The organism is Streptococcus sp. FSL W7-1342 (genome assembly GCF_037966635.1).
GTDB classification, from domain to species: Bacteria; Bacillota; Bacilli; order Lactobacillales; family Streptococcaceae; genus Streptococcus; species Streptococcus salivarius_D.
The window spans coordinates 1,573,180-1,592,614 of record NZ_CP150200.1 but is presented as its reverse complement, the minus strand read 5'-3'; the positions used below and the strand labels follow the sequence as shown (position 1 = coordinate 1,592,614).

At 41.0% G+C, this 19,435-nt stretch carries 19 protein-coding genes; 13 read left to right on the top strand and 6 right to left on the bottom strand.

Features of this window, described 5'->3' with window-relative positions:
- Positions 1 to 16 precede the first annotated feature (16 nt).
- Complete coding sequence (locus NSQ79_RS07300) at positions 17 to 1,075, top strand: DUF3114 domain-containing protein (RefSeq protein WP_155164733.1); 1,059 nt, start codon at positions 17 to 19, stop codon at positions 1,073 to 1,075.
- Between the two features lie 74 nt (positions 1,076 to 1,149).
- Here the strand turns inward: NSQ79_RS07300 and NSQ79_RS07295 are convergent, their stop codons facing one another.
- The 5 genes from NSQ79_RS07295 to NSQ79_RS07275 form a co-directional block, all read right to left on the bottom strand.
- A complete protein-coding gene (locus NSQ79_RS07295) occupies positions 1,150 to 1,341 on the bottom strand; it encodes a PspC domain-containing protein (protein WP_002886147.1) in 192 nt (63 codons plus the stop codon).
- A gap of 56 nt (positions 1,342 to 1,397) precedes the next feature.
- Entirely contained in the window at positions 1,398 to 2,075 is a 678-nt protein-coding gene (locus tag NSQ79_RS07290; RefSeq protein ID WP_002886236.1) for a hemolysin III family protein, read from the bottom strand.
- On the bottom strand, positions 2,068 to 2,517 hold the full coding sequence (locus tag NSQ79_RS07285) for a DUF1836 domain-containing protein (protein WP_002885964.1): 450 nt from the start codon (positions 2,515 to 2,517) through the stop codon (positions 2,068 to 2,070). Before NSQ79_RS07285 ends, NSQ79_RS07290 begins: the two co-directional genes overlap by 8 nt.
- A 168-nt stretch (positions 2,518 to 2,685) precedes the next feature.
- The gene (locus NSQ79_RS07280; RefSeq protein ID WP_004182960.1) at positions 2,686 to 3,957 is read right to left on the bottom strand and encodes a hydroxymethylglutaryl-CoA reductase, degradative; all 1,272 of its coding nucleotides are present in this window, start codon (positions 3,955 to 3,957) and stop codon (positions 2,686 to 2,688) included.
- 1 nt (position 3,958) lies between these two features.
- Entirely contained in the window at positions 3,959 to 5,125 is a 1,167-nt protein-coding gene (locus tag NSQ79_RS07275; protein ID WP_014633427.1) for a hydroxymethylglutaryl-CoA synthase, read from the bottom strand.
- Positions 5,126 to 5,430: 305 nt separating this feature from the next.
- Here NSQ79_RS07275 and NSQ79_RS07270 point away from each other — a divergent pair, with 305 nt between their 5' ends.
- The 9 genes from NSQ79_RS07270 to NSQ79_RS07230 all read left to right on the top strand — a co-directional run bounded on the left by NSQ79_RS07270 (position 5,431) and on the right by NSQ79_RS07230 (position 12,218).
- Positions 5,431 to 6,291 (top strand): thymidylate synthase, encoded by an 861-nt coding sequence (locus NSQ79_RS07270; protein WP_014633426.1) that lies wholly within the window; start codon positions 5,431 to 5,433, stop codon positions 6,289 to 6,291.
- Positions 6,292 to 6,399: 108 nt separating this feature from the next.
- Positions 6,400 to 6,903, top strand: a complete 504-nt coding sequence (locus NSQ79_RS07265) for a dihydrofolate reductase (RefSeq protein ID WP_045001870.1) — start codon at positions 6,400 to 6,402, stop codon at positions 6,901 to 6,903.
- Positions 6,904 to 6,907: 4 nt separating this feature from the next.
- A complete protein-coding gene (locus NSQ79_RS07260; protein WP_002886174.1) occupies positions 6,908 to 7,078 on the top strand; it encodes a hypothetical protein in 171 nt (56 codons plus the stop codon).
- A 17-nt stretch (positions 7,079 to 7,095) separates the two neighbouring features.
- Positions 7,096 to 8,322, top strand: a complete 1,227-nt coding sequence (clpX, locus tag NSQ79_RS07255; protein ID WP_002890340.1) for an ATP-dependent Clp protease ATP-binding subunit ClpX — start codon at positions 7,096 to 7,098, stop codon at positions 8,320 to 8,322.
- A 9-nt stretch (positions 8,323 to 8,331) separates the two neighbouring features.
- Complete coding sequence (yihA, locus tag NSQ79_RS07250; protein WP_002885996.1) at positions 8,332 to 8,931, top strand: ribosome biogenesis GTP-binding protein YihA/YsxC; 600 nt, start codon at positions 8,332 to 8,334, stop codon at positions 8,929 to 8,931.
- A 129-nt stretch (positions 8,932 to 9,060) separates the two neighbouring features.
- A complete protein-coding gene (locus tag NSQ79_RS07245) occupies positions 9,061 to 10,437 on the top strand; it encodes an amino acid permease (RefSeq protein WP_049553996.1) in 1,377 nt (458 codons plus the stop codon).
- Between the two features lie 11 nt (positions 10,438 to 10,448).
- A complete protein-coding gene (gene mmuM / locus NSQ79_RS07240) occupies positions 10,449 to 11,399 on the top strand; it encodes a homocysteine S-methyltransferase (protein ID WP_049553995.1) in 951 nt (316 codons plus the stop codon).
- A 112-nt stretch (positions 11,400 to 11,511) separates the two neighbouring features.
- Complete coding sequence (locus NSQ79_RS07235) at positions 11,512 to 11,766, top strand: DUF1912 family protein (protein WP_002886199.1); 255 nt, start codon at positions 11,512 to 11,514, stop codon at positions 11,764 to 11,766.
- 74 nt (positions 11,767 to 11,840) lie between these two features.
- Positions 11,841 to 12,218: a helix-hairpin-helix domain-containing protein gene (locus NSQ79_RS07230; RefSeq protein ID WP_002885939.1), complete on the top strand. Its 378-nt coding sequence runs from the start codon at positions 11,841 to 11,843 to the stop codon at positions 12,216 to 12,218.
- Positions 12,219 to 12,335: 117 nt separating this feature from the next.
- Here NSQ79_RS07230 and plsY read toward each other — a convergent pair whose 3' ends face one another.
- Positions 12,336 to 12,977 carry a glycerol-3-phosphate 1-O-acyltransferase PlsY gene (plsY, locus tag NSQ79_RS07225; protein ID WP_339313439.1) on the bottom strand — a complete coding sequence of 214 codons (642 nt, stop codon included), beginning with the start codon at positions 12,975 to 12,977 and terminating at the stop codon, positions 12,336 to 12,338.
- 137 nt (positions 12,978 to 13,114) lie between these two features.
- Between plsY and parE the strand changes: the two genes are divergently transcribed.
- The 3 genes from parE to parC all read left to right on the top strand — a co-directional run bounded on the left by parE (position 13,115) and on the right by parC (position 19,316).
- Positions 13,115 to 15,070 (top strand): DNA topoisomerase IV subunit B, encoded by a 1,956-nt coding sequence (parE, locus tag NSQ79_RS07220; protein WP_048790638.1) that lies wholly within the window; start codon positions 13,115 to 13,117, stop codon positions 15,068 to 15,070.
- A 12-nt stretch (positions 15,071 to 15,082) separates the two neighbouring features.
- Positions 15,083 to 16,156: a hypothetical protein gene (locus tag NSQ79_RS07215; RefSeq protein WP_004182951.1), complete on the top strand. Its 1,074-nt coding sequence runs from the start codon at positions 15,083 to 15,085 to the stop codon at positions 16,154 to 16,156.
- Positions 16,157 to 16,859: 703 nt separating this feature from the next.
- Positions 16,860 to 19,316: a DNA topoisomerase IV subunit A gene (gene parC / locus NSQ79_RS07210; protein ID WP_049527438.1), complete on the top strand. Its 2,457-nt coding sequence runs from the start codon at positions 16,860 to 16,862 to the stop codon at positions 19,314 to 19,316.
- Positions 19,317 to 19,435: the final 119 nt, after the last annotated feature.

The window sequence follows — 19,435 nt, the reverse complement described above, 5'->3', positions numbered from 1 at the left end:
ATTGAGGAGAGATGTGATGCTCATTGGTTCAAAAGCCTTTCGACACTTATGGAAGGACTGGCAAAGGGACTACCAACCATTGCAGGTGTTGAGCTTATTGTTAGCTTATATAGAGATGCCAGAGGATTTATCGGGAGAGCTTGAAGAAACCCAACACCTTTTATCTTATTTCGATCCTGACTTAGCACCGCATGATTCCTTCTGGAAGGATGTCGTGAAATTGGTAGATCTGGCTTTTCCTGATGATAGTTTGTCTAAGAATGTTTCTATAGAGCGACAAATCCATCAGCTACGTTACCTGATTTCTAGTCAACAGGCCCAGTATGTGCGAACGCATTATAAAAAGCCAGGGATGACAGATAAAGAAGCTTTGGCTGTCTATCTGAGATGGAAGCCTTTCACCATGTTTGATCAGGGACGTTTGCACCAAAAGATTTCTATCTGTGATGGCAAGGCGGTTTATCCTGATGGGATTCCAAGTGTTAATTTGAAAATTCTTCTCTATAATCGGATTGAGTTTATTCTGGATAGTCAGGGGAATTTTCTCAATGAGGTCGATGTGGAGCAGGTGACTGAGAGTGGGGTTGTTAATGGTGCCAGTTTTAACTATGGTAATTTCAAGCGCCACTGGCAATTGGATGTGGAGCCGGTCCAACCACATGACCCTGATTTTCGTAATCGAATGACTAGGGGCTTTCGTTCACCCAACAAATTGAAAAAACGTTGGGGACAGCAAGCGTCTGAACAGTTTGATAAATCTTTCTACAATCCAAAAGGCATCTATGCCCAGTCCCATAGGTCTTTGGCAAATGATGTTAAACACCAAGCCAGACTTTTTCTCGCTCTGGTTTATGGCTTTAAACCGGTTCAGAAAAAGCAAACAAAGGAGGTTCATATGTCTAAACAACCACAAAACAATAAAGGAACAGCGGTTCTAGGCTCACTAGTCTTTATGGCTTTATACGCCCTAGGTATTTGGCACAATGCTGTCCGAGGAAATATTCCCTTTCTCATTCTTTGGAGTGTTTTACTCCTTGTTAATGTCAGCTATTTGATTTTCCGCTTGAGAAAATAAAAAAAGAAAGTGATACAGACCTAAATGGTAAGAAATTTAGGTCTGTATCACTTTTTTGTATATTCAATGATAACTTACCACTTGCTTTCTTCTGGGATAATAATCCAGCAAATGATGTAGAAAAGAAAGCCTGTTCCGAATAAGAAAATCGCTGCAGCCCAAATGAGGCGAATAATGACAGGGTCGATATCAAGATATTTAGCAATACCAGAACAAACACCAGCAATGATTTTGTTGTTTGGATCTCGTCTGAGTTCTTTTTTCATATGATTTACCTCCGTATGCCTTATTATACCATAACAACTTGCGGTCTGGTATTAGCTTAAGGAAGCATGAAGTAGACGATACCCAGATATTGAAGCGCTGAAGCCAGCATGATGAAGAGGTGCCAAATCATGTGGAAGTATGGTTTTTTCTTAGCATAGAAAGCTGCTCCAACCGTGTATGACAATCCTCCAGCAAGCATGAGTCCCCAAAAGGCTGGGCCTGTCTTAGTGACGATAGCTGGAATGATAAAGATAACCAACCATCCCATCATTAGATAGAGGAAGAGGGAGAATTTTTCATTGATTTTTTTAGCAAAGATTTTATAGAGAATACCAAAAATTGTTGTTCCCCATTGAAGGATGATGATGCTATAGCCTAGCCAACCGCCAACCAATGAGAGGGCAACAGGGGTGTAGCTTCCAGCAATGGCGATATAAATCATGCTGTGGTCAATAATTCTTAGAACCATCTTGTGGGGTGAGTTGTAATCCATAGCATGGTAGATGGCTGAGCTCAAAAACATGAGGAATAGGCTGATAACGAAAACAGACATTCCGACAGCAGCAGTCATGCCGTAGCCGTTGTTGGCATGAACAGCAGTAATTGGCAGTAAGACCAACATGGCCACAGCTCCGACGGCGTGAGTCACACTGTTTGCCACTTCCTCACCAAAGCTAAGTTTTTTACTGAGTTTGAGGTTGGGAGAAGTATTAAAAGTAGCAGTATTAGACATTATTTCCTCCTTCAAGGTCGTTCAAAAGTTGATGAGTAGCTCGGTAGCATTGTAGCGTCTGACAGGCTGAGAGTATGACTTGTGGAGCTTCTTGGGGAAACTGACCATTCATACAGGCTACAAAGTCATTGTAGTAGCTCTTTTGACTTTCAGCATCTGTTCGTAGGATTTCCAAGGTTTTAGCAATCTCAGAAATCTCAAAGACGGTCTTTAGACTAGTGATGACAATAAGTCTAGCTACCTGAGCGGCATTATATTTTTTCTTGATGGGTTTTGCGACATGGCCATGTTTGACATAATTATTGACCATAGAGGCGGTTAGCCCCTTGTCGTTTGGTCCCAAAGTGCTTTGGGTGACCTGATTGACATAGAGCAAAACCTGATCCAAATAGAGTTCGATCTCTGGTAATTCTTCCCAGAGAGGGTATTGTTGTGTTGTCAAATTATAAAAACCTCTTTATCTAGTTTTCATAACTAGATTATAACATTATAGAAATTCAAGTCAAGTCAGAACTTGGAAGATATGAAAAAGATGTTGAGATAAAATTTCCAACATCTTTATTTTTTATGTGATAAGGCAGAGTGATTTTTTATGCTTTTGAATCACTTCTTATGGGGTTCTGAGTTTCTCCAAAATTGCTTGTGCAGTTTCTTGGTTCATATGTTTGGCCTTGAGAAGTTCAGCCAAAACTTGAGGCATTTCTTCAGGACTAGCTCCGGCTAACAAGGCCAGAGATTTGGCTTGGAGTCTCATATGTCCTGCTTGAATTCCTGTTGAAGTCAGAGCTTTGAGAGCAGCCAGATTTTGTGCCAAACCAAGAGAGACGATGATACTGGCTAGAGTTTTGGCATCTGGATGATTAAGCAAGTCATGGGCGATAGAAGCACTGGGGTTAAGTCCGATAGAACCGCCACGGGTTGCGATTGGCATGGGGAGGGTTAATTCTCCAACAAGTTCCTTAGCTTCCTGATCATAAGTCCATGTGGACAGACCACGGTAGCTACCATCCTTGCTAGCAAAGGCATGACTACCGGCCTCAACTGCTCGCCAATCATTTCCGGTTGCGATAACTAGGGCATCGATACCATTGAAAATTCCCTTGTTATGGGTAGCTGCTCGGTAGGGGTCTACCTGAGCCAGTTGGCTGGCCATCTCCATTTTCTTGGCTAGGTCATGTGCCTCTTCCTTATTTCGACTGAGGAAGCGTGTGCTAAGACGACAAGTCGCTGTCACAAGACTCTCAGTGGCTAGATTTGAGAGAATAGCCATAAGGCTTTGACCTTCTGACAGGTTTTCTAATTCTGGCACCAGGGCTTCCATCATGGTGTTGACCATATTGGCTCCCATGGCTTCTTGGGTATCAACGGCTAGATAGACAATGAGGAAGTTTCCTTTAGTCTCAGTCCAGAGCTTGCGAGGGCCACCCCCACGCTTAACAATAGAAGGGTGAGCCTCTTTGGCAATCTCAATAAGTTCCTGACTGGCTGCTTGAATTTTGCTTGAAGCAGAAACCTTATCAGGGACATCAAAGAGGGCGACTTGGCCAATCATCTGACGGTCATGAATCGTAGTTGTGAAACCGCCAGAGCGCTTAATGAGCTTGCTAGCATAGGAAGCAGCAGCCACAACTGAGGGTTCCTCGGTAACCATGGGAACCTGATAGGTCACACCATCTACCAATACATCTGGGCAAATGGCAAAGGGTAGTGTGAATCGACCAATAACATTTTCAGCCATTTGATTGGCTGTTTCAAGGGCAAGTTGTTGGTCCTTATCCAGAAGATCTTGATTTTCCTGAGACAAAAGAGCATTCTTTTTCAAATGCTCCTTACGTTCTTGCGGTGTCTTCTTGGAAAAACCAGTCCAAGAGAGTTTAGTCATATTAATTTCCTTTGTAGATACGTTGGTGTTCAGAGATTTCGGCTAAACGGAAAGCTCCGGTTTGGTAATCAGCGAATTGAGTAGAACCAGTGTCATCCAACTGAGCCTCTTCATAGAAAAGTTTTTCATAATCAGAAACGCTCAAGTGTTGACGTTTGGCAAAGATATCTAGACGATCCGAACGAAGCAGGTCTTTGTAACCTTCAACCAGACGTCCTGAGAAAATTTCAGAGACAGCTCCAGAACCGTAAGAGAAGAAGCCAATCTTATCTCCGGCTTTAAGGTCTTGCGACTGTTCAAGCAAAGAAAGAAGTCCAAGATAGAGTGACCCTGTATAGATGTTTCCAATTTGACGACTATAGGTAATTGAAGCATCAAAGTTATTTGTCAGACGCTCTTTATTCTCTGGATTCAAATCTTTTGGAATAATCTTGTTAAGTCCCTTAAGAGCTAGCTTAGGATAAGGAAGGTGGAGACAAAAAGCGGCAAAATCAGCAAAGTCAGCCTGATGGCGTTCTTGATAAGCTGCCCAAGTTGTCTTCAAACTGTCAAGGTACTGTTTGGTTGAATAGATGCCTTGAACATAAGGCGTTGAACTATAGTTTGGACGCCAGAAGTCCATGACATCACGAGTTTGTGCCACATTATCATCAGCAAGTTCCAAAATACGTGGATTCTGACTGACTAGCATAGCTACAGCACCAGCTCCTTGAGTTGACTCCCCAGAAGATCCGACACCATAGCGGGCAATATCACTAGCGATAATCAGAACTTTGCTATCTGGGTGGGCTGCCACGTGCAATTTAGCGTAGTTAAGTCCAGCTGTTGCAGCGTAACAAGCTTCCTTCATTTCAAAAGAACGGGCAAAAGGCTGAATACCTAAAAGACTGTGAACATAGACAGCAGCAGCCTTGGACTGGTCAATGGAAGACTCAGTAGCCACGATGACCATATCGATAGCTTTTTTGTCGTCGTCATTTAAAATATCAGCCGCCGCATCAGAGGCAAGCGTCACGATATCTTCTGTAATCGGCGTAATACTGGTTGCATCAAGCATCAGCCCCTTGCTGAATTTTTCAGGCTCCGCCCCACGGGCAAGAGCGAGATCAGCCATTTTTAGAACATATTGACTGGTCGCAAAACCAATCTTATCAATTCCAATAGACATATGATGTTTCCTTTTTTCTTCATTGTAGAGTATCCAGATGATACTAATCTATAGTGATTTTACCATAAAAGAGCGCTTTCGCCTTGAAAAAACTTTGATAGTTAGTTATATCTTATTTTTTGATAGGAACTGGGGGATTTTACACGACTTACTTTTGCTATTCCATAGCTTATATTTCTCATTTACACCAGAATAAGGTAAAATTGAAGTGGCACTCTAGTAGTTTTCTAGCTATGTTAGAGAAGTAAAGTTGTTTCTATATATGTTGCGAGCGTTAAATGTGACATTGAATAAAGAGGAAAATCATGACAAAAGCAGACACTATTTTTAAAGAAAATATCACTAAAATCATGGAAGAAGGCGTTTGGTCAGAGCAAGCACGTCCTAAATATAAGGATGGTACGACAGCCAATTCCAAATACATCACTGGAGCTTTTGCAGAATATGACTTGAGCAAGGGAGAGTTTCCAATTACCACTCTTCGTCCTATCGCTATCAAATCTGCTATCAAAGAAGTGTTTTGGATTTATCAAGACCAGACAAACAGCCTAGATGTCCTTGAAGACAAGTATAATGTGCATTATTGGAATGATTGGGAAGTTGAAGGCGTGCCTGCCAATAATGGGGACAAGCGTTCAATTGGTCAGCGTTATGGGGCGGTCGTTAAGAAGCACGATATCATTAACCGTTTGCTGGCTCAGTTGGAGGCTAATCCATGGAATCGTCGCAATGTCATCTCCCTTTGGGATTACGAGGCCTTCGAGGAGACAGCAGGACTTCAGCCTTGTGCTTTCCAAACCATGTTTGATGTTCGTCGTGTGGGTGAGGACATTTATTTGGACGCCACTTTGACGCAACGCTCTAACGATATGTTGGTGGCTCATCATATTAATGCCATGCAGTATGTGGCTCTTCAGATGATGATTGCCAAGCACTTTGGTTGGAAAGTTGGTAAATTCTTTTATTTCATCAACAACCTCCATATCTATGACAATCAATTTGAGCAAGCTGAAGAACTTCTCAAACGTCAGCCATCTGATTGCCAACCACGTTTAGTCCTCAATATTCCTGATGGAACTAATTTCTTTGATATCAAACCGGAAGATTTTGAATTGGTTGACTATGATCCTGTTAAGCCTCAACTCAAATTTGACTTAGCAATTTAATAAACGTTGATAATTTAAGTCCATAAAGAGCTGGCAAAGTTTTTTCCAAGCTCTTTTTCTCTTTTTTTGTTAGAATGGATTGTAAACTTAAAAAGAAAAGGAAATACTTTGTCTAAACAACTCATTGCTATTTGGGCGGAAGCTCGTAACCATGTTATTGGGAAGAATCACACCATGCCTTGGCATTTGCCTGCTGAACTGGCACATTTCAAGAAAACGACCATGGGCTCAGCAATTCTCATGGGGCGTGTGACCTTTGATGGCATGAACCGTCGTTGCCTGCCAGGACGTGAAACCTTGATTTTGACACGAGACGAGGACTTCGACTGTGAGGGTGTAACGACCGTTACGAGTGTTGAGGAAGCCCTAGCCTGGTTTGAACAGCAAGATAAGGATCTCTATATTGCTGGTGGTGCTGGTGTCTACAAGGCTTTTGATGGACATTATGATGCACTCATCAAGACAACTATTGAGGCTGATTTAGAGGGAGACACGTATTTTCCACAACTAGATATGACGGCATTTAAAGAGGTATCACACGAACGTGTGGCCAAGGATGATAAAAATGCCTACGACTTTATCATAAGTCGCTATGAAAAAGAAGGAGACTAGGTTCATGCAACGTAGTGTTTTTGGGTTATTTACTGCATTATTGGGGGTACTTTGTGTGCTCTCTGCCATTCCTGCCTTTCGCAAGAAACGTTATGGGTTAGCAGTTTTTCTCTTTTTAAATGCTTTTACCAACCTTGTCAATACTATTCACGCCTTCTATGGCACCCTATTTTAGAAAAGAGTGAGGAATAAATGGCTGGAAATCGTAATGAAGAAATGGTTTATTGTTCATTTTGTGGCAAAAACCAAGAAGAAGTAAAGAAAATTATTGCCGGCAATGGCGTCTTTATCTGTAACGAATGTGTGGCCTTGTCACAAGAAATCATTCGTGAGGAAATGGCAGAAGAAGTTTTGGCTGACTTGGCTGAAACACCAAAGCCAAAAGAACTTTTGGATATTTTGAACAATTATGTCGTGGGGCAAGACCGTGCTAAACGTGCCTTGGCGGTAGCTGTTTACAACCACTATAAACGTATCAACTTCACAGAAAGTCGTGAAGACAATGATGTTGATTTGCAAAAATCAAATATTCTCATGATTGGACCAACTGGTTCAGGGAAGACTTTCTTGGCTCAGACCTTGGCTCGTAGCTTGAATGTTCCTTTCGCGATTGCGGATGCGACATCATTGACTGAGGCAGGTTATGTGGGTGAGGACGTGGAAAATATCCTCCTCAAACTGATCCAAGCGGCAGACTTCAATATTGAACGTGCGGAACGTGGCATCATCTATGTCGACGAGATTGATAAGATTGCTAAAAAAGGTGAAAACGTATCAATCACTCGTGACGTTTCTGGTGAAGGGGTTCAACAAGCCCTCTTGAAGATTATCGAAGGAACAGTAGCTAGCGTTCCACCTCAAGGTGGCCGTAAACACCCTAACCAAGAGATGATTCAAATTGATACAAAGAATATTCTTTTTATCGTAGGTGGTGCTTTTGATGGTATCGAAGATATCGTTAAGCAACGTCTTGGTGAGAAAATCATTGGTTTTGGTCAAAATAATAAGGCTATTGATGATGACTCATCATACATGCAAGAAATTGTGGCTGAAGATATCCAAAAATTCGGTCTTATCCCCGAGTTTATCGGACGTTTGCCAGTCCTTGCGGCCCTTGAACAGTTAACGGTGGATGACTTGGTTCGTATCTTGACAGAGCCTAGAAATGCCTTGGTTAAACAGTATCAAACCCTCTTGTCTTATGATGGGGTTGAACTTGAGTTTGACCAGGATGCTCTTGAAGCTATTGCAAGTAAGGCGATTGAACGTAAGACTGGTGCGCGTGGGCTTCGCTCTATCATTGAAGAAGTCATGATGGATGTCATGTTTGAAATTCCTAGCCAGGAAGATGTGACTAAGGTTCGTATTACTAAAGAAGCCGTTGACGGTACAGCTGCTCCAGTTTTGGAAACAGCGTAAGGAGGACCTATGGCTGAAGAACAAGTCCTAAATACGCACAATGCTGAGATTTTGCTCAGTGCAGCAAATAAGAGTCACTATCCCCAGGATGACCTCCCTGAGGTTGCCCTAGCAGGACGCTCGAATGTTGGTAAATCAAGCTTTATCAATACACTTCTTGGTCGTAAAAACCTAGCACGTACTTCTGGGAAACCAGGAAAAACCCAGTTGCTCAATTTCTACAATATTGACGACAAGCTACGCTTTGTGGATGTGCCAGGTTACGGTTATGCCCGTGTTTCTAAAAAAGAACGTGCCAAATGGGGGAAAATGATTGAGGAGTACCTCGTGACTCGAGACAATCTTCGTGTGGTTGTTAGCTTGGTTGACCTCCGACATGAACCAACTCAAGACGATATCCAAATGTATGAATTTCTTAAGTATTATGAAATTCCAGTTATTGTTGTGGCGACTAAGGCTGACAAGATTCCTCGCGGAAAATGGAATAAGCACGAATCTATCATTAAGAAAAAACTCAATTTTGATAAAAATGACCATTTCATCGTCTTTTCATCTGTCACACGTGACGGTTATGATGAAGCATGGGATACGATTTTGGCAGAATTGTAAGAAAAGCTCGGAGAAATCCGAGTTTTTTTCTTGTGATAGTCTTTAACTATCTCTTTGATAGTTTTCACTTATTATCCAAGGAAATGATATTGTGATAAGCTTGTTTTATCACATATATTGGAGGAATCTATGGAAAACCATAATTATGAAAATGAGGGTCAGTTCCAACGGAAGATGACTTCTCGACACCTCTTTATGCTATCGCTGGGTGGTGTCATTGGTACTGGTCTTTTCTTGAGTTCAGGCTATACGATTGCACAAGCTGGACCCCTTGGAGCTATCCTATCTTATCTTGTGGGAGCTATTGTTGTTTACTTGGTCATGCTTTCATTAGGTGAGCTAGCTGTTGCCATGCCAGTAACAGGATCCTTTCACACCTATGCTACTAAATTTATCAGTCCGGGAACCGGCTTTACGGTAGCTTGGCTTTATTGGATTTGTTGGACGGTAGCCCTGGGAACAGAATTTCTCGGTGCTGCCATGTTGATGCAACGTTGGTTTCCATCAGTTCCGGCTTGGATTTTTGCGGCATTCTTTGCCTTGGTGATTTTTGGGATTAATGCTCTGAGTGTGAGGTCTTTTGCGGAAGCAGAGTCCTTCTTCTCGTCAATAAAAGTCATTGCTATTTTAGTTTTCATCATACTAGGTCTTGGGGCTATGTTTGAATTGGTGAGTTTTGATGGTCACCATGAGGCCATTATGTTCAAGCACTTGACGGCTAATGGTCTCTTTCCAAATGGCGGTATTGCCATTGTGTCAGTTATGTTGGCTGTTAACTATGCCTTTTCAGGAACAGAGTTAATCGGTATAGCGGCTGGTGAAACGGACAACCCTAAAGAGGCAGTTCCTCGGGCGATTAAAACAACAATTGGTCGTTTGGTGATCTTCTTTGTTTTGACTATTGTGGTCTTGGCTTCGCTACTTCCAATGAAAGAAGCAGGAGTTTCTTCAGCACCTTTCGTTGATGTCTTTGACAAGATGGGAATTCCATTTGCGGCGGACATCATGAACTTTGTTATCTTGACAGCTATCCTTTCTGCTGGAAATTCAGGACTTTATGCGTCAAGCCGTATGCTGTGGTCTTTGGCCAATGAGGGGATGCTCAATAAAAAGCTAGTGAAAATTAATAAGCATGGTGTTCCAATGACAGCTCTTTTGATTTCTATGGCAGGAGCAGTTTTATCGCTCTTTTCAAGTATCTATGCAGCAGATACAGTTTACCTAGCTTTGGTATCAATCGCTGGATTTGCAGTTGTTGTTGTCTGGCTCTCTATTCCTATGGCACAAATCAACTTCCGTAAACAGTGGAATTTAGAACATTCTGATGATGAGTTGGACTACAAGACGCCGTTTAACCCAATCCTACCTTATATTACAATCGTTCTCTTGGCCATTTCTGTTCTCGGGATTGCTTGGGATAGTTCGCAGCGTGCGGGACTCTACTTTGGTATTCCTTTCATGATTTTCTGCTACCTCTATCACTACCTTCGCTTTAAAAAATGGTAAGGAGGCCTTGTATGGCAATATTTAAAGACTATTTAGAGAATAAATCTCCCCTCATTCTTCATGGGGCTCTGGGAACAGAGATGGAGAGCTTGGGTTATGATATTTCTGGCAAACTCTGGTCAGCCAAGTACCTGCTTGAAAAGCCAGAAGTTATTCAAAAAATCCACGAAACCTATGTAGCTGCTGGGGCTGATTTGATTACCACATCGTCTTATCAGGCAACCTTGCCAGGCTTGATAGACGTTGGACTTAATGAGAAAGAAGCGGAGCAGATTATTGCCTTGACAGTTCAGTTGGCAAAGAATGCACGCGATAAGGTCTGGGCAACTTTGGATGACAGTGAGAAAGCTAATCGTCCTTATCCATTGATCTCTGGTGATGTCGGTCCTTACGCAGCCTATTTGGCCAATGGTTCTGAGTACACTGGTGATTATGGTCAGATTACCATAGAGGCTCTCAAGGAGTTTCATCGTCCTCGAATTCAAATTCTCCTAGACCAGGGTGTCGATTTGTTGGCTTTGGAAACCATTCCGAATCGTCTGGAAGCACAAGCTTTGATTGAACTTCTGGCTGAAGAATTTCCAGAAGCTGAAGCTTATATCAGTTTTACAGTCCAAGAACCAGGAACTATCAGTGATGGGACTTCTCTAGATGAGATTGCCCAGCTTGTTGCCCAGTCAGACCAAATCTTGGCTCTAGGAATTAACTGTAGTTCGCCTCTGCTGTATAATCAGGCTCTTACTGTTCTTAAAAATGCTGGAAAAGCTCTCATTACTTACCCCAACTCAGGTGAGGTTTATGATGGTAGTACGCAGACTTGGAAACCTAAGGATAAGGATGCTCTGACCTTAGTTGAACACAGCAAGGATTGGCATGCTCAGTTTGGGGTTAAGATTTTAGGTGGTTGCTGCCGCACACGTCCAAATGACATTAAAGCCTTATATGCAGAGTTTAGAACCTAGTCAAATTTCTAATTATTTGTTATAATAGGAGACTGTAAGGCTATGAGCTCTACACACTATTAGTAGAAAATGAAGCCAGCGTTAAGCTGGTTTTTAAAATGAAGAGGAAAATATGACCTACGAACAAGAATTTCTAAAAGACTTCGAAGCCTGGGTTGTTACCCAAGTTAAAGTAAACGAAACGGCCTTGGCCGCTAGCAAGAAAATCTGGGAAGAAGATGGCGATGAGCGTGCACGTGATGCAAGTTACCGTTATGAAGCCAAATTGGATGCTTACAATTTCCTAATTGGTAAGTTTGCCAACTATCGTGCTGGCAAAGGTTTCCATGATATGCCAGATGGCTTGTTCGGGGAACGTCACTATTAATAGAGGATGAAAAAGAAAATGGCGACAGTACTTTATGGAAAGTTGTCGTCGATTAAAATAGGAGAATACTAAACATGGCTAAAGTAAAAAATAAAAAGAAAGCTTTTAAACACCGTTTGAAAAAACAAGGACTTTTCAATAATGTTAAAGCCCCTGTTCCACCAGTTGCGCCTGTTCCACCAGTGCCACCAGTAGCACCACAACCTGTTGCTGAAACTAAGACAGTTGCTAAGGAAGAAGTAGCAGCAAAAGACCTTAGTCTTGAAGCTTTTGCAGAACTTCCAGAAGTTGAAGGCCTTCGTTCAAACCTTGTAGAGACTCTTTACAATGAAGGTTTGACTTCAGCAGAGGCTTTTGCTACTGTGACTGAAGAAGAAGTTCTTGCCCTCAAGGGTGTCGGACCTGCGACAGTTAAAAAATTGAAAGAAAATGGTGTCAGCTTTAAAGCTTAAGCCTAAAAAAGATCCGAGGTGTAGACTTCGGATCTTTATTCTTTGACTTGGTAAGCATTGTTTGATTAGGAGAACAAGAAAACCACTAGCTTTTTGCTAGTGGTTGATAGATCTGTATTATTTATTTGGATTTTGTTTGGTTAAATTAAGTCCAAAAGGTACCAAGTTTTCTTGATGCCTACGGATTCGCCCCATATTTTCAGTGTGGCGAAAGAAAATAATCAAAGCCATGATGGTGAGGACCCCAGTGAAAATAAGGTCATAGCCATCTAGCAAGAAGTGGATGGCTGGAAAGACAGCCAAGGTAATCAGTCCAACAATTGCAGCAGTGACACTTGAAAATGAAATCATGCTGGTTAGATAGAGTGTTAGAGCAAAGACCAAGAGTAGGAATACACAGTAGAGTGGGGCAAAACCAAGAAGCACCCCAGCACTTGTCGCAACGGCCTTCCCACCTTTAAATCCAGCAAAGATTGGAAAAACATGTCCGATAATAGCAAAGAAACCAATGATTAGAGGTGAAACCTCTGTAACACCAAGCCAGATAGGTAGAAGAACAGCCAAGGTCCCCTTGAACATATCAACCAAGAAGGTGATGGTACCAGCAGTCTTACCTAGAACACGAAAGGTATTGGTTGTTCCAGTATTTCCAGAGCCATGCTCACGAAGATTGGTATGGAAGAAAAGTTTCCCAATCCAGAGGCCGGTCTGAATGGAACCTAGCAAGTAGGCGATTAGGATTAACAATAAGATTTTCATGAGATAATTATAGCATACAGCCTAGTAATTGACAAAGTCAGTCAGCCTTAAGATATCTTTTGGACTTTCTTGATTTCTTTTGCAAATTCTTCTGAAAACTTATAAAATAATAAGGATGAAAATTTTGGAGGTCACTCTTGGCTAAAAAAGAAATTAATGTAAATAATTATAATGATGATGCCATTCAGGTACTAGAAGGGTTGGATGCGGTTCGCAAGCGCCCTGGAATGTACATTGGCTCAACAGATGGAACAGGACTTCACCACCTAGTTTGGGAGATTGTCGACAATGCGGTCGATGAAGCTCTTTCTGGTTTTGGTGATGTTATCGCTGTTACCCTAAATAAGGATGGTTCCGTTTCTGTTTCTGACTCTGGACGTGGGATGCCGACAGGTATGCATGCTATGGGTAAACCAACAGTTGAAGTTATTTTCACTGTTCTCCACGCGGGTGGTAAATTTGGACAGGGTGGTTATAAGACTTCTGGAGGTCTTCACGGTGTGGGTTCCTCAGTTGTTAATGCGCTGTCTAGTTGGCTTGAGGTAGAAATTACCCGTGACGGTAGTGTTTATCGCCAACGTTTTGAAAATGGTGGTCACCCTGTAACAGGGCTTGAAAAGATTGGTAAAGCGCCTAAGTCTAAGACAGGTACAAAAGTTACCTTTATGCCTGATGCGAGCATCTTTTCAACAACTGACTTTAAATTTAACACTATCTCAGAGCGTCTCAAAGAATCAGCCTTCCTTCTTAAAAATGTCACTATGACATTGACAGACTTGCGTGGCGAAGAAGAAGTTCGTGAAGAATTCCATTATGAAAATGGAGTTCAAGACTTTGTGTCATACCTGAATGAGGACAAGGAAACGCTGACACCAGTTATCTATATTGATGGAGATCAGCAAGAATTTCACTTGGAATTAGCCCTCCAGTATAATGACGGATACTCTGACAATATCCTTTCCTTTGTCAATAATGTCCGTACTAAGGACGGAGGGACCCACGAAACAGGCTTCAAGTCTGCCATTACCAAGGCTCTTAACGATTATGCGCGTAAGACGGGTCTTCTCAAAGAAAAAGATAAGAACCTTGAAGGTTCAGATTACCGTGAGGGCTTGTCAGCAGTTATCTCGCTTTTGGTTCCTGAAGAACACCTTCAGTTTGAAGGACAAACCAAGGACAAACTTGGATCTCCTTTAGCTCGTCCTATTGTTGATAGTATTGTTTCAGAGCATCTGACTTACTTCCTTATGGAAAATGGGGATTTAGCTTCTAACTTGGTTCGTAAGGCTATCAAGGCCCGTGATGCCCGTGAAGCTGCTAGAAAAGCGCGTGATGCGAGTCGAAATGGCAAGAAAAATAAAAAAGACAAGGGGCTCTTATCAGGGAAACTGACGCCAGCCCAGTCTAAAAATGCTAAGAAAAATGAGCTTTATCTAGTCGAAGGGGATTCTGCCGGTGGATCAGCTAAACAAGGTCGTGATCGTAAATTTCAGGCTATCCTGCCTCTTCGAGGTAAAGTCCTAAACACTGAGAAGGCCAAAATGGCTGACATTCTCAAAAATGAAGAAATCAATACCATGATTTACACTATTGGTGCAGGTGTTGGAGCTGATTTTAATCTTGACGATATCAACTACGACAAGATTATCATCATGACCGATGCCGATACCGATGGGGCTCACATCCAGACCTTACTTCTTACTTTCTTCTATCGTTATATGCGTCCGTTGGTTGAAGCAGGACACGTTTATATCGCTTTGCCTCCTCTTTACAAGATGTCCAAAGGAAAAGGCAAGAAGGAAGTTGTCGAATACGCTTGGACAGATGGGGAGCTTGAGGAACTTCGTCAAAAATTTGGTCGTGGAGCTATTCTCCAACGTTACAAGGGGCTTGGTGAGATGAATGCTGACCAGCTTTGGGAAACAACCATGGATCCAGAGACAAGAACCCTTATCCGAGTGACGATTGACGATCTAGCGCGTGCCGAACGTCGCGTCTCAGTCCTTATGGGAGATAAGGCAGCACCACGCCGTCAATGGATCGAAGATAACGTTAAATTTACACTTGAGGAAAGTGGGGAAATGGTGTTTTAGGAGGAGAAATGGATGTCTAAAAAAAAGAGTCAAAAAGTTAATGTTCCAAGAAAGGTGAAAGAAGATTTAAAAAACGATAGCAGTAATGTCGAAAATACAAAAATTGAATTACCTCAATTACCACAACCATTTCTAATCAAACAAGAGGAACAGAATAAACCGTGGTATAAAAAAAACATATCAATTATTATTTCACTGGTTTCGCTTATAATTACAGCCTTCATGAGTTATCAAACCATTGAAAATAATTTAAAAAATCAAGAAAGAAATAGTTATTTAGATACTACAAATTTTAATATCATTCAAAATTTGTGGCAGAGTAATCCAAGTTATACCTTATATAATGAATCACAAAAACCTCTAACTTCTCCTCCTCAACCATCATATTTCATGTATGTTCCAGCAAAGTTATATTATATTTTTAAAGATGGTAGGAGAGTATCCAGTCTTATTCTTTTGCCGATCTCTTACGATAATGTCATAAGTCAAACAAGTACAGGTAAAACAATCGATGAAATTGAGACGTCAGTTTTGCCGAAAAATTTTTTTGGTAAATTAGGTGCTAAGGATTTGAGAAAAAAAATATACGGTAAACCTGGTTCGGATGACATTGCATTTGAATTGAGAGTTTATCCTTTCTTAGCAATATTTACTGATATTGAATATTCTTATAAAGATAATCCATCTAAGAAAATTACTGAAAAATTTTTAACAACTCCCTTTGGGAAAGAAAGGCTTCCAGATGAACGGTATGAAGATTTAAAAAACTATACCAAAAATATGGCTCATTTTCCTGAGAATGAGATGAAGGCATCTGGAGACGAGAATATATATGATAATACCTTTTCGTATTTAGATAAAGAATTTGAGAGACTTCTTCCAAGAAATGATAATAAATTATCGGAGGAGGATAAACAGAGATTATGCGTATTATCTGGAGTTAAATGGAATATCGATGAGCTAACAAAAGGGAAAGAATTCAATTTTTCAAATTCTATATCAGATGATAATAATTTTCATGCATTGGGACGTTATCTTTCAGATAAAGTCATAAGCGTAGAAGATCCTCTATATCCAGGATATTAATTAATATGTTTAATGAAATAAAGTATTATAGAAGTGAAATTTCAACTTATCTGATTTTCTTACAACTTAACTAGGAATAAAGTAAGGTTACCTGATTTTTTAATGAGCAATTTTAAAGCAAAAATATTTTTCTAGAAATTAGCAAAGTTAAAAAGAGAATTAGAGTTAAAATAAAAAAAATCAGATGATTAAAAAATGTAATAAATTAGAATATCGCTGGTTTAATTCTACGAGATATAGAGAGCATTAAATTTTTCTAACTTCTATCATAGAGCGAACACTAGTTAGGGATTTCTAGAAAATCAAATATGTCTGAGCACATTTATACTAGTAAACTTTGGAACGTGGAAAAGCTTATTCAGATCCTACAAGGTGCTTTATATTGTTCCAAGCTTAATTGTCCATTTGTATTTTAACTAAACAGGTAATAATTTTTCCGTAAAATATCTTTTATCTATCATAATTGCTATACATTTTTTGAAAGGAGTTGAACAGGCCTTATATGCTGTGTGAAAGCTCCGTCCTCACCGTTTAACAACGTATTTTAAACTACAGAAAGGGTCGTTTGGTTACTGAATGTAACTGAACACGGGACTAATTTCTTAGGAAAAAAGATAAATCGCTTTGGGCTTATCGAACCCTACATCGATTTCCTATTTTTCTACAGAAATTTTCGGCAAGCCGAATCGTCCCTTTGTATCTTATGTCTAATATTCAAAACATGTCCCTTGAGGACATCATGGGGGAGCGTTTTGGACGCTACTCCAAGTACATTATTCAGGAGCGTGCGCTTCCTGACATTCGTGACGGTTTGAAACCCGTTCAACGTCGTATTCTTTATTCCATGAATAAGGATGGCAATACCCATGACAAGGGCTATCGTAAATCTGCCAAGTCGGTGGGTAACATTATGGGTAATTTTCACCCACATGGTGATAGTTCCATTTATGACGCCATGGTGCGTATGTCCCAGGACTGGAAGAATCGTGAAATCTTAGTTGAAATGCACGGTAACAACGGTTCTATGGATGGTGATCCACCAGCGGCTATGCGTTATACAGAGGCGCGCTTGTCAGAGATTGCTGGCTACCTTCTTCAAGATATTGATAAAAACACCGTTCCTTGGGCTTGGAACTTTGATGATACAGAGAAGGAACCAACCGTTTTACCTGCAGCCTTTCCAAACCTCTTGGTTAATGGTGCTACAGGGATTTCTGCTGGTTATGCCACGGACATTCCACCGCATAATCTGTCAGAAGTCATCGATGCCGTTGTCTACATGATTGATCACCCATCTGCTAAACTGGATAAATTGATGGAATTCTTGCCTGGTCCAGATTTCCCAACAGGGGCTATCATTCAGGGTAAAGATGAGATTCGTAAGGCCTACGAAACTGGTAAGGGCCGCGTCGTTGTGCGTTCACGTACTGAAATTGAACAACTCAAAGGTGGCAAGGAACAAATCATCGTTACTGAAATTCCTTACGATGTCAATAAGGCAGTTCTTGTTAAAAAAATCGATGATGTTCGTGTTAATAACAAGGTTCCAGGTATTGCAGAAGTTCGTGATGAGTCTGACCGTACAGGGTTGCGTATTGCTATTGAACTTAAGAAGGATGCTGACAGCCAAACTATTCTTAACTACCTTTTGAAATATACGGATCTTCAGGTTAACTACAATTTCAACATGGTGGCTATTGATAATTTCACCCCACGTCAAGTTGGCTTACAAAAGATTTTATCTAGCTATATTGCCCACCGTCGTGATATTATTGTTGCTCGTTCAAAATTTGACAAGGAAAAAGCTGAAAAACGTCTTCATATTGTTGAAGGATTGATCCGAGTTATCTCTATTTTGGATGAGGTTATCGCTCTTATCCGAGCTTCTGAAAATAAGGCTGATGCTAAGGAAAATCTTAAGGTCAGCTATGATTTTTCAGAAGAACAAGCCGAAGCTATCGTGACCTTGCAGCTTTATCGTTTGACCAATACGGATATTGTTACCCTCCAAAATGAGGAAGCTGATTTACGTGAACAAATTGCAACCTTGGCTGCTATCATTGGTGATGAGCGTACCATGTTTAATGTCATGAAACGTGAACTCCGTGACATTAAGAAGAAATTTGGTAATGACCGTCGTTCAGAGTTGCAAGCAGAAACCAAGACCATTGAAATTGATACTGCAAGTTTGATTGTTGAAGAAGAAACCTATGTCAGCATCACTCGCGGTGGTTACGTCAAACGTACAAGCCCACGTTCTTTCAATGCTTCAACGATTGACGAAGTCGGAAAACGTGATGATGATGATTTGATTCTGGTTCAGCAAGCTAAGACGACACAACACCTCTTGATTTTCACTAATCAGGCCAATGTGATTTATCGTCCAATCCATGAGTTACCAGACATTCGTTGGAAGGATTTGGGAGAGCATTTATCACAAACTATCACCAATTTATCTAAGGATGAAGAAGTGCTTTACGCAGAAATCCTGGATGATTTTGAAACAGGTACTTACCTATCAGCTACCAAGCTGGGTCAGATTAAACGTTTCGAACGCAAGGAATTTACACCATGGCGTACCTACAAGTCTAAGTCGGTTAAATACGCTAAACTCAAGGATGATAGTGATTTTATTGTTACGGTTACGCCGATTCAATTGGATGATATCATGATTATCACTCAAAAGGGTTATGCCCTTCGCTTTAATGCTGACGAAGTGCCCGTAGTTGGTGCCAAGGCAGCAGGTGTTAAGGCAATCAATCTTAAGGATGATGATACCGTTCAGGCTGTTTTTGTAGCAAATACTCAAAGTTTCTACCTTCTGACACAAAGAGCTAGTCTCAAACGTGTGGCTACAGCAGATATTCCACAGGCTAAGCGAGCTGGTCGAGGTCTCCAAGTTCTTCGTGAGCTTAAGACTAAACCACATCGTGTCTTTACTGCGGGTCCAGTCTTTACGGAAAATGCTGGTGGCGAAATAGATCTTCTAGCAACACCAGTGGAAGAGACTCCTCAGACCTTGCTTGTAACAGCAACAACAGGCGAAACGGCAGAGGTTGACTTGTCCCTTCTAAATATTTCAGACCGTACTAGCAACGGTAGTTTCATTGAAGGATTAGCAGACAAAGAAGTCTTTTCTGCCAAGATTATTGAAAGATAAAGATAAGAAAGCTTTGTTCTCTTATTAGAGGGCAGAGTTTTTTTCTTTGATGGGCAAAATAAGTGTTTTAAAAAGAATTGTCAGAATTTTGCAACATAACCTTGAAATTTTCAATGAAA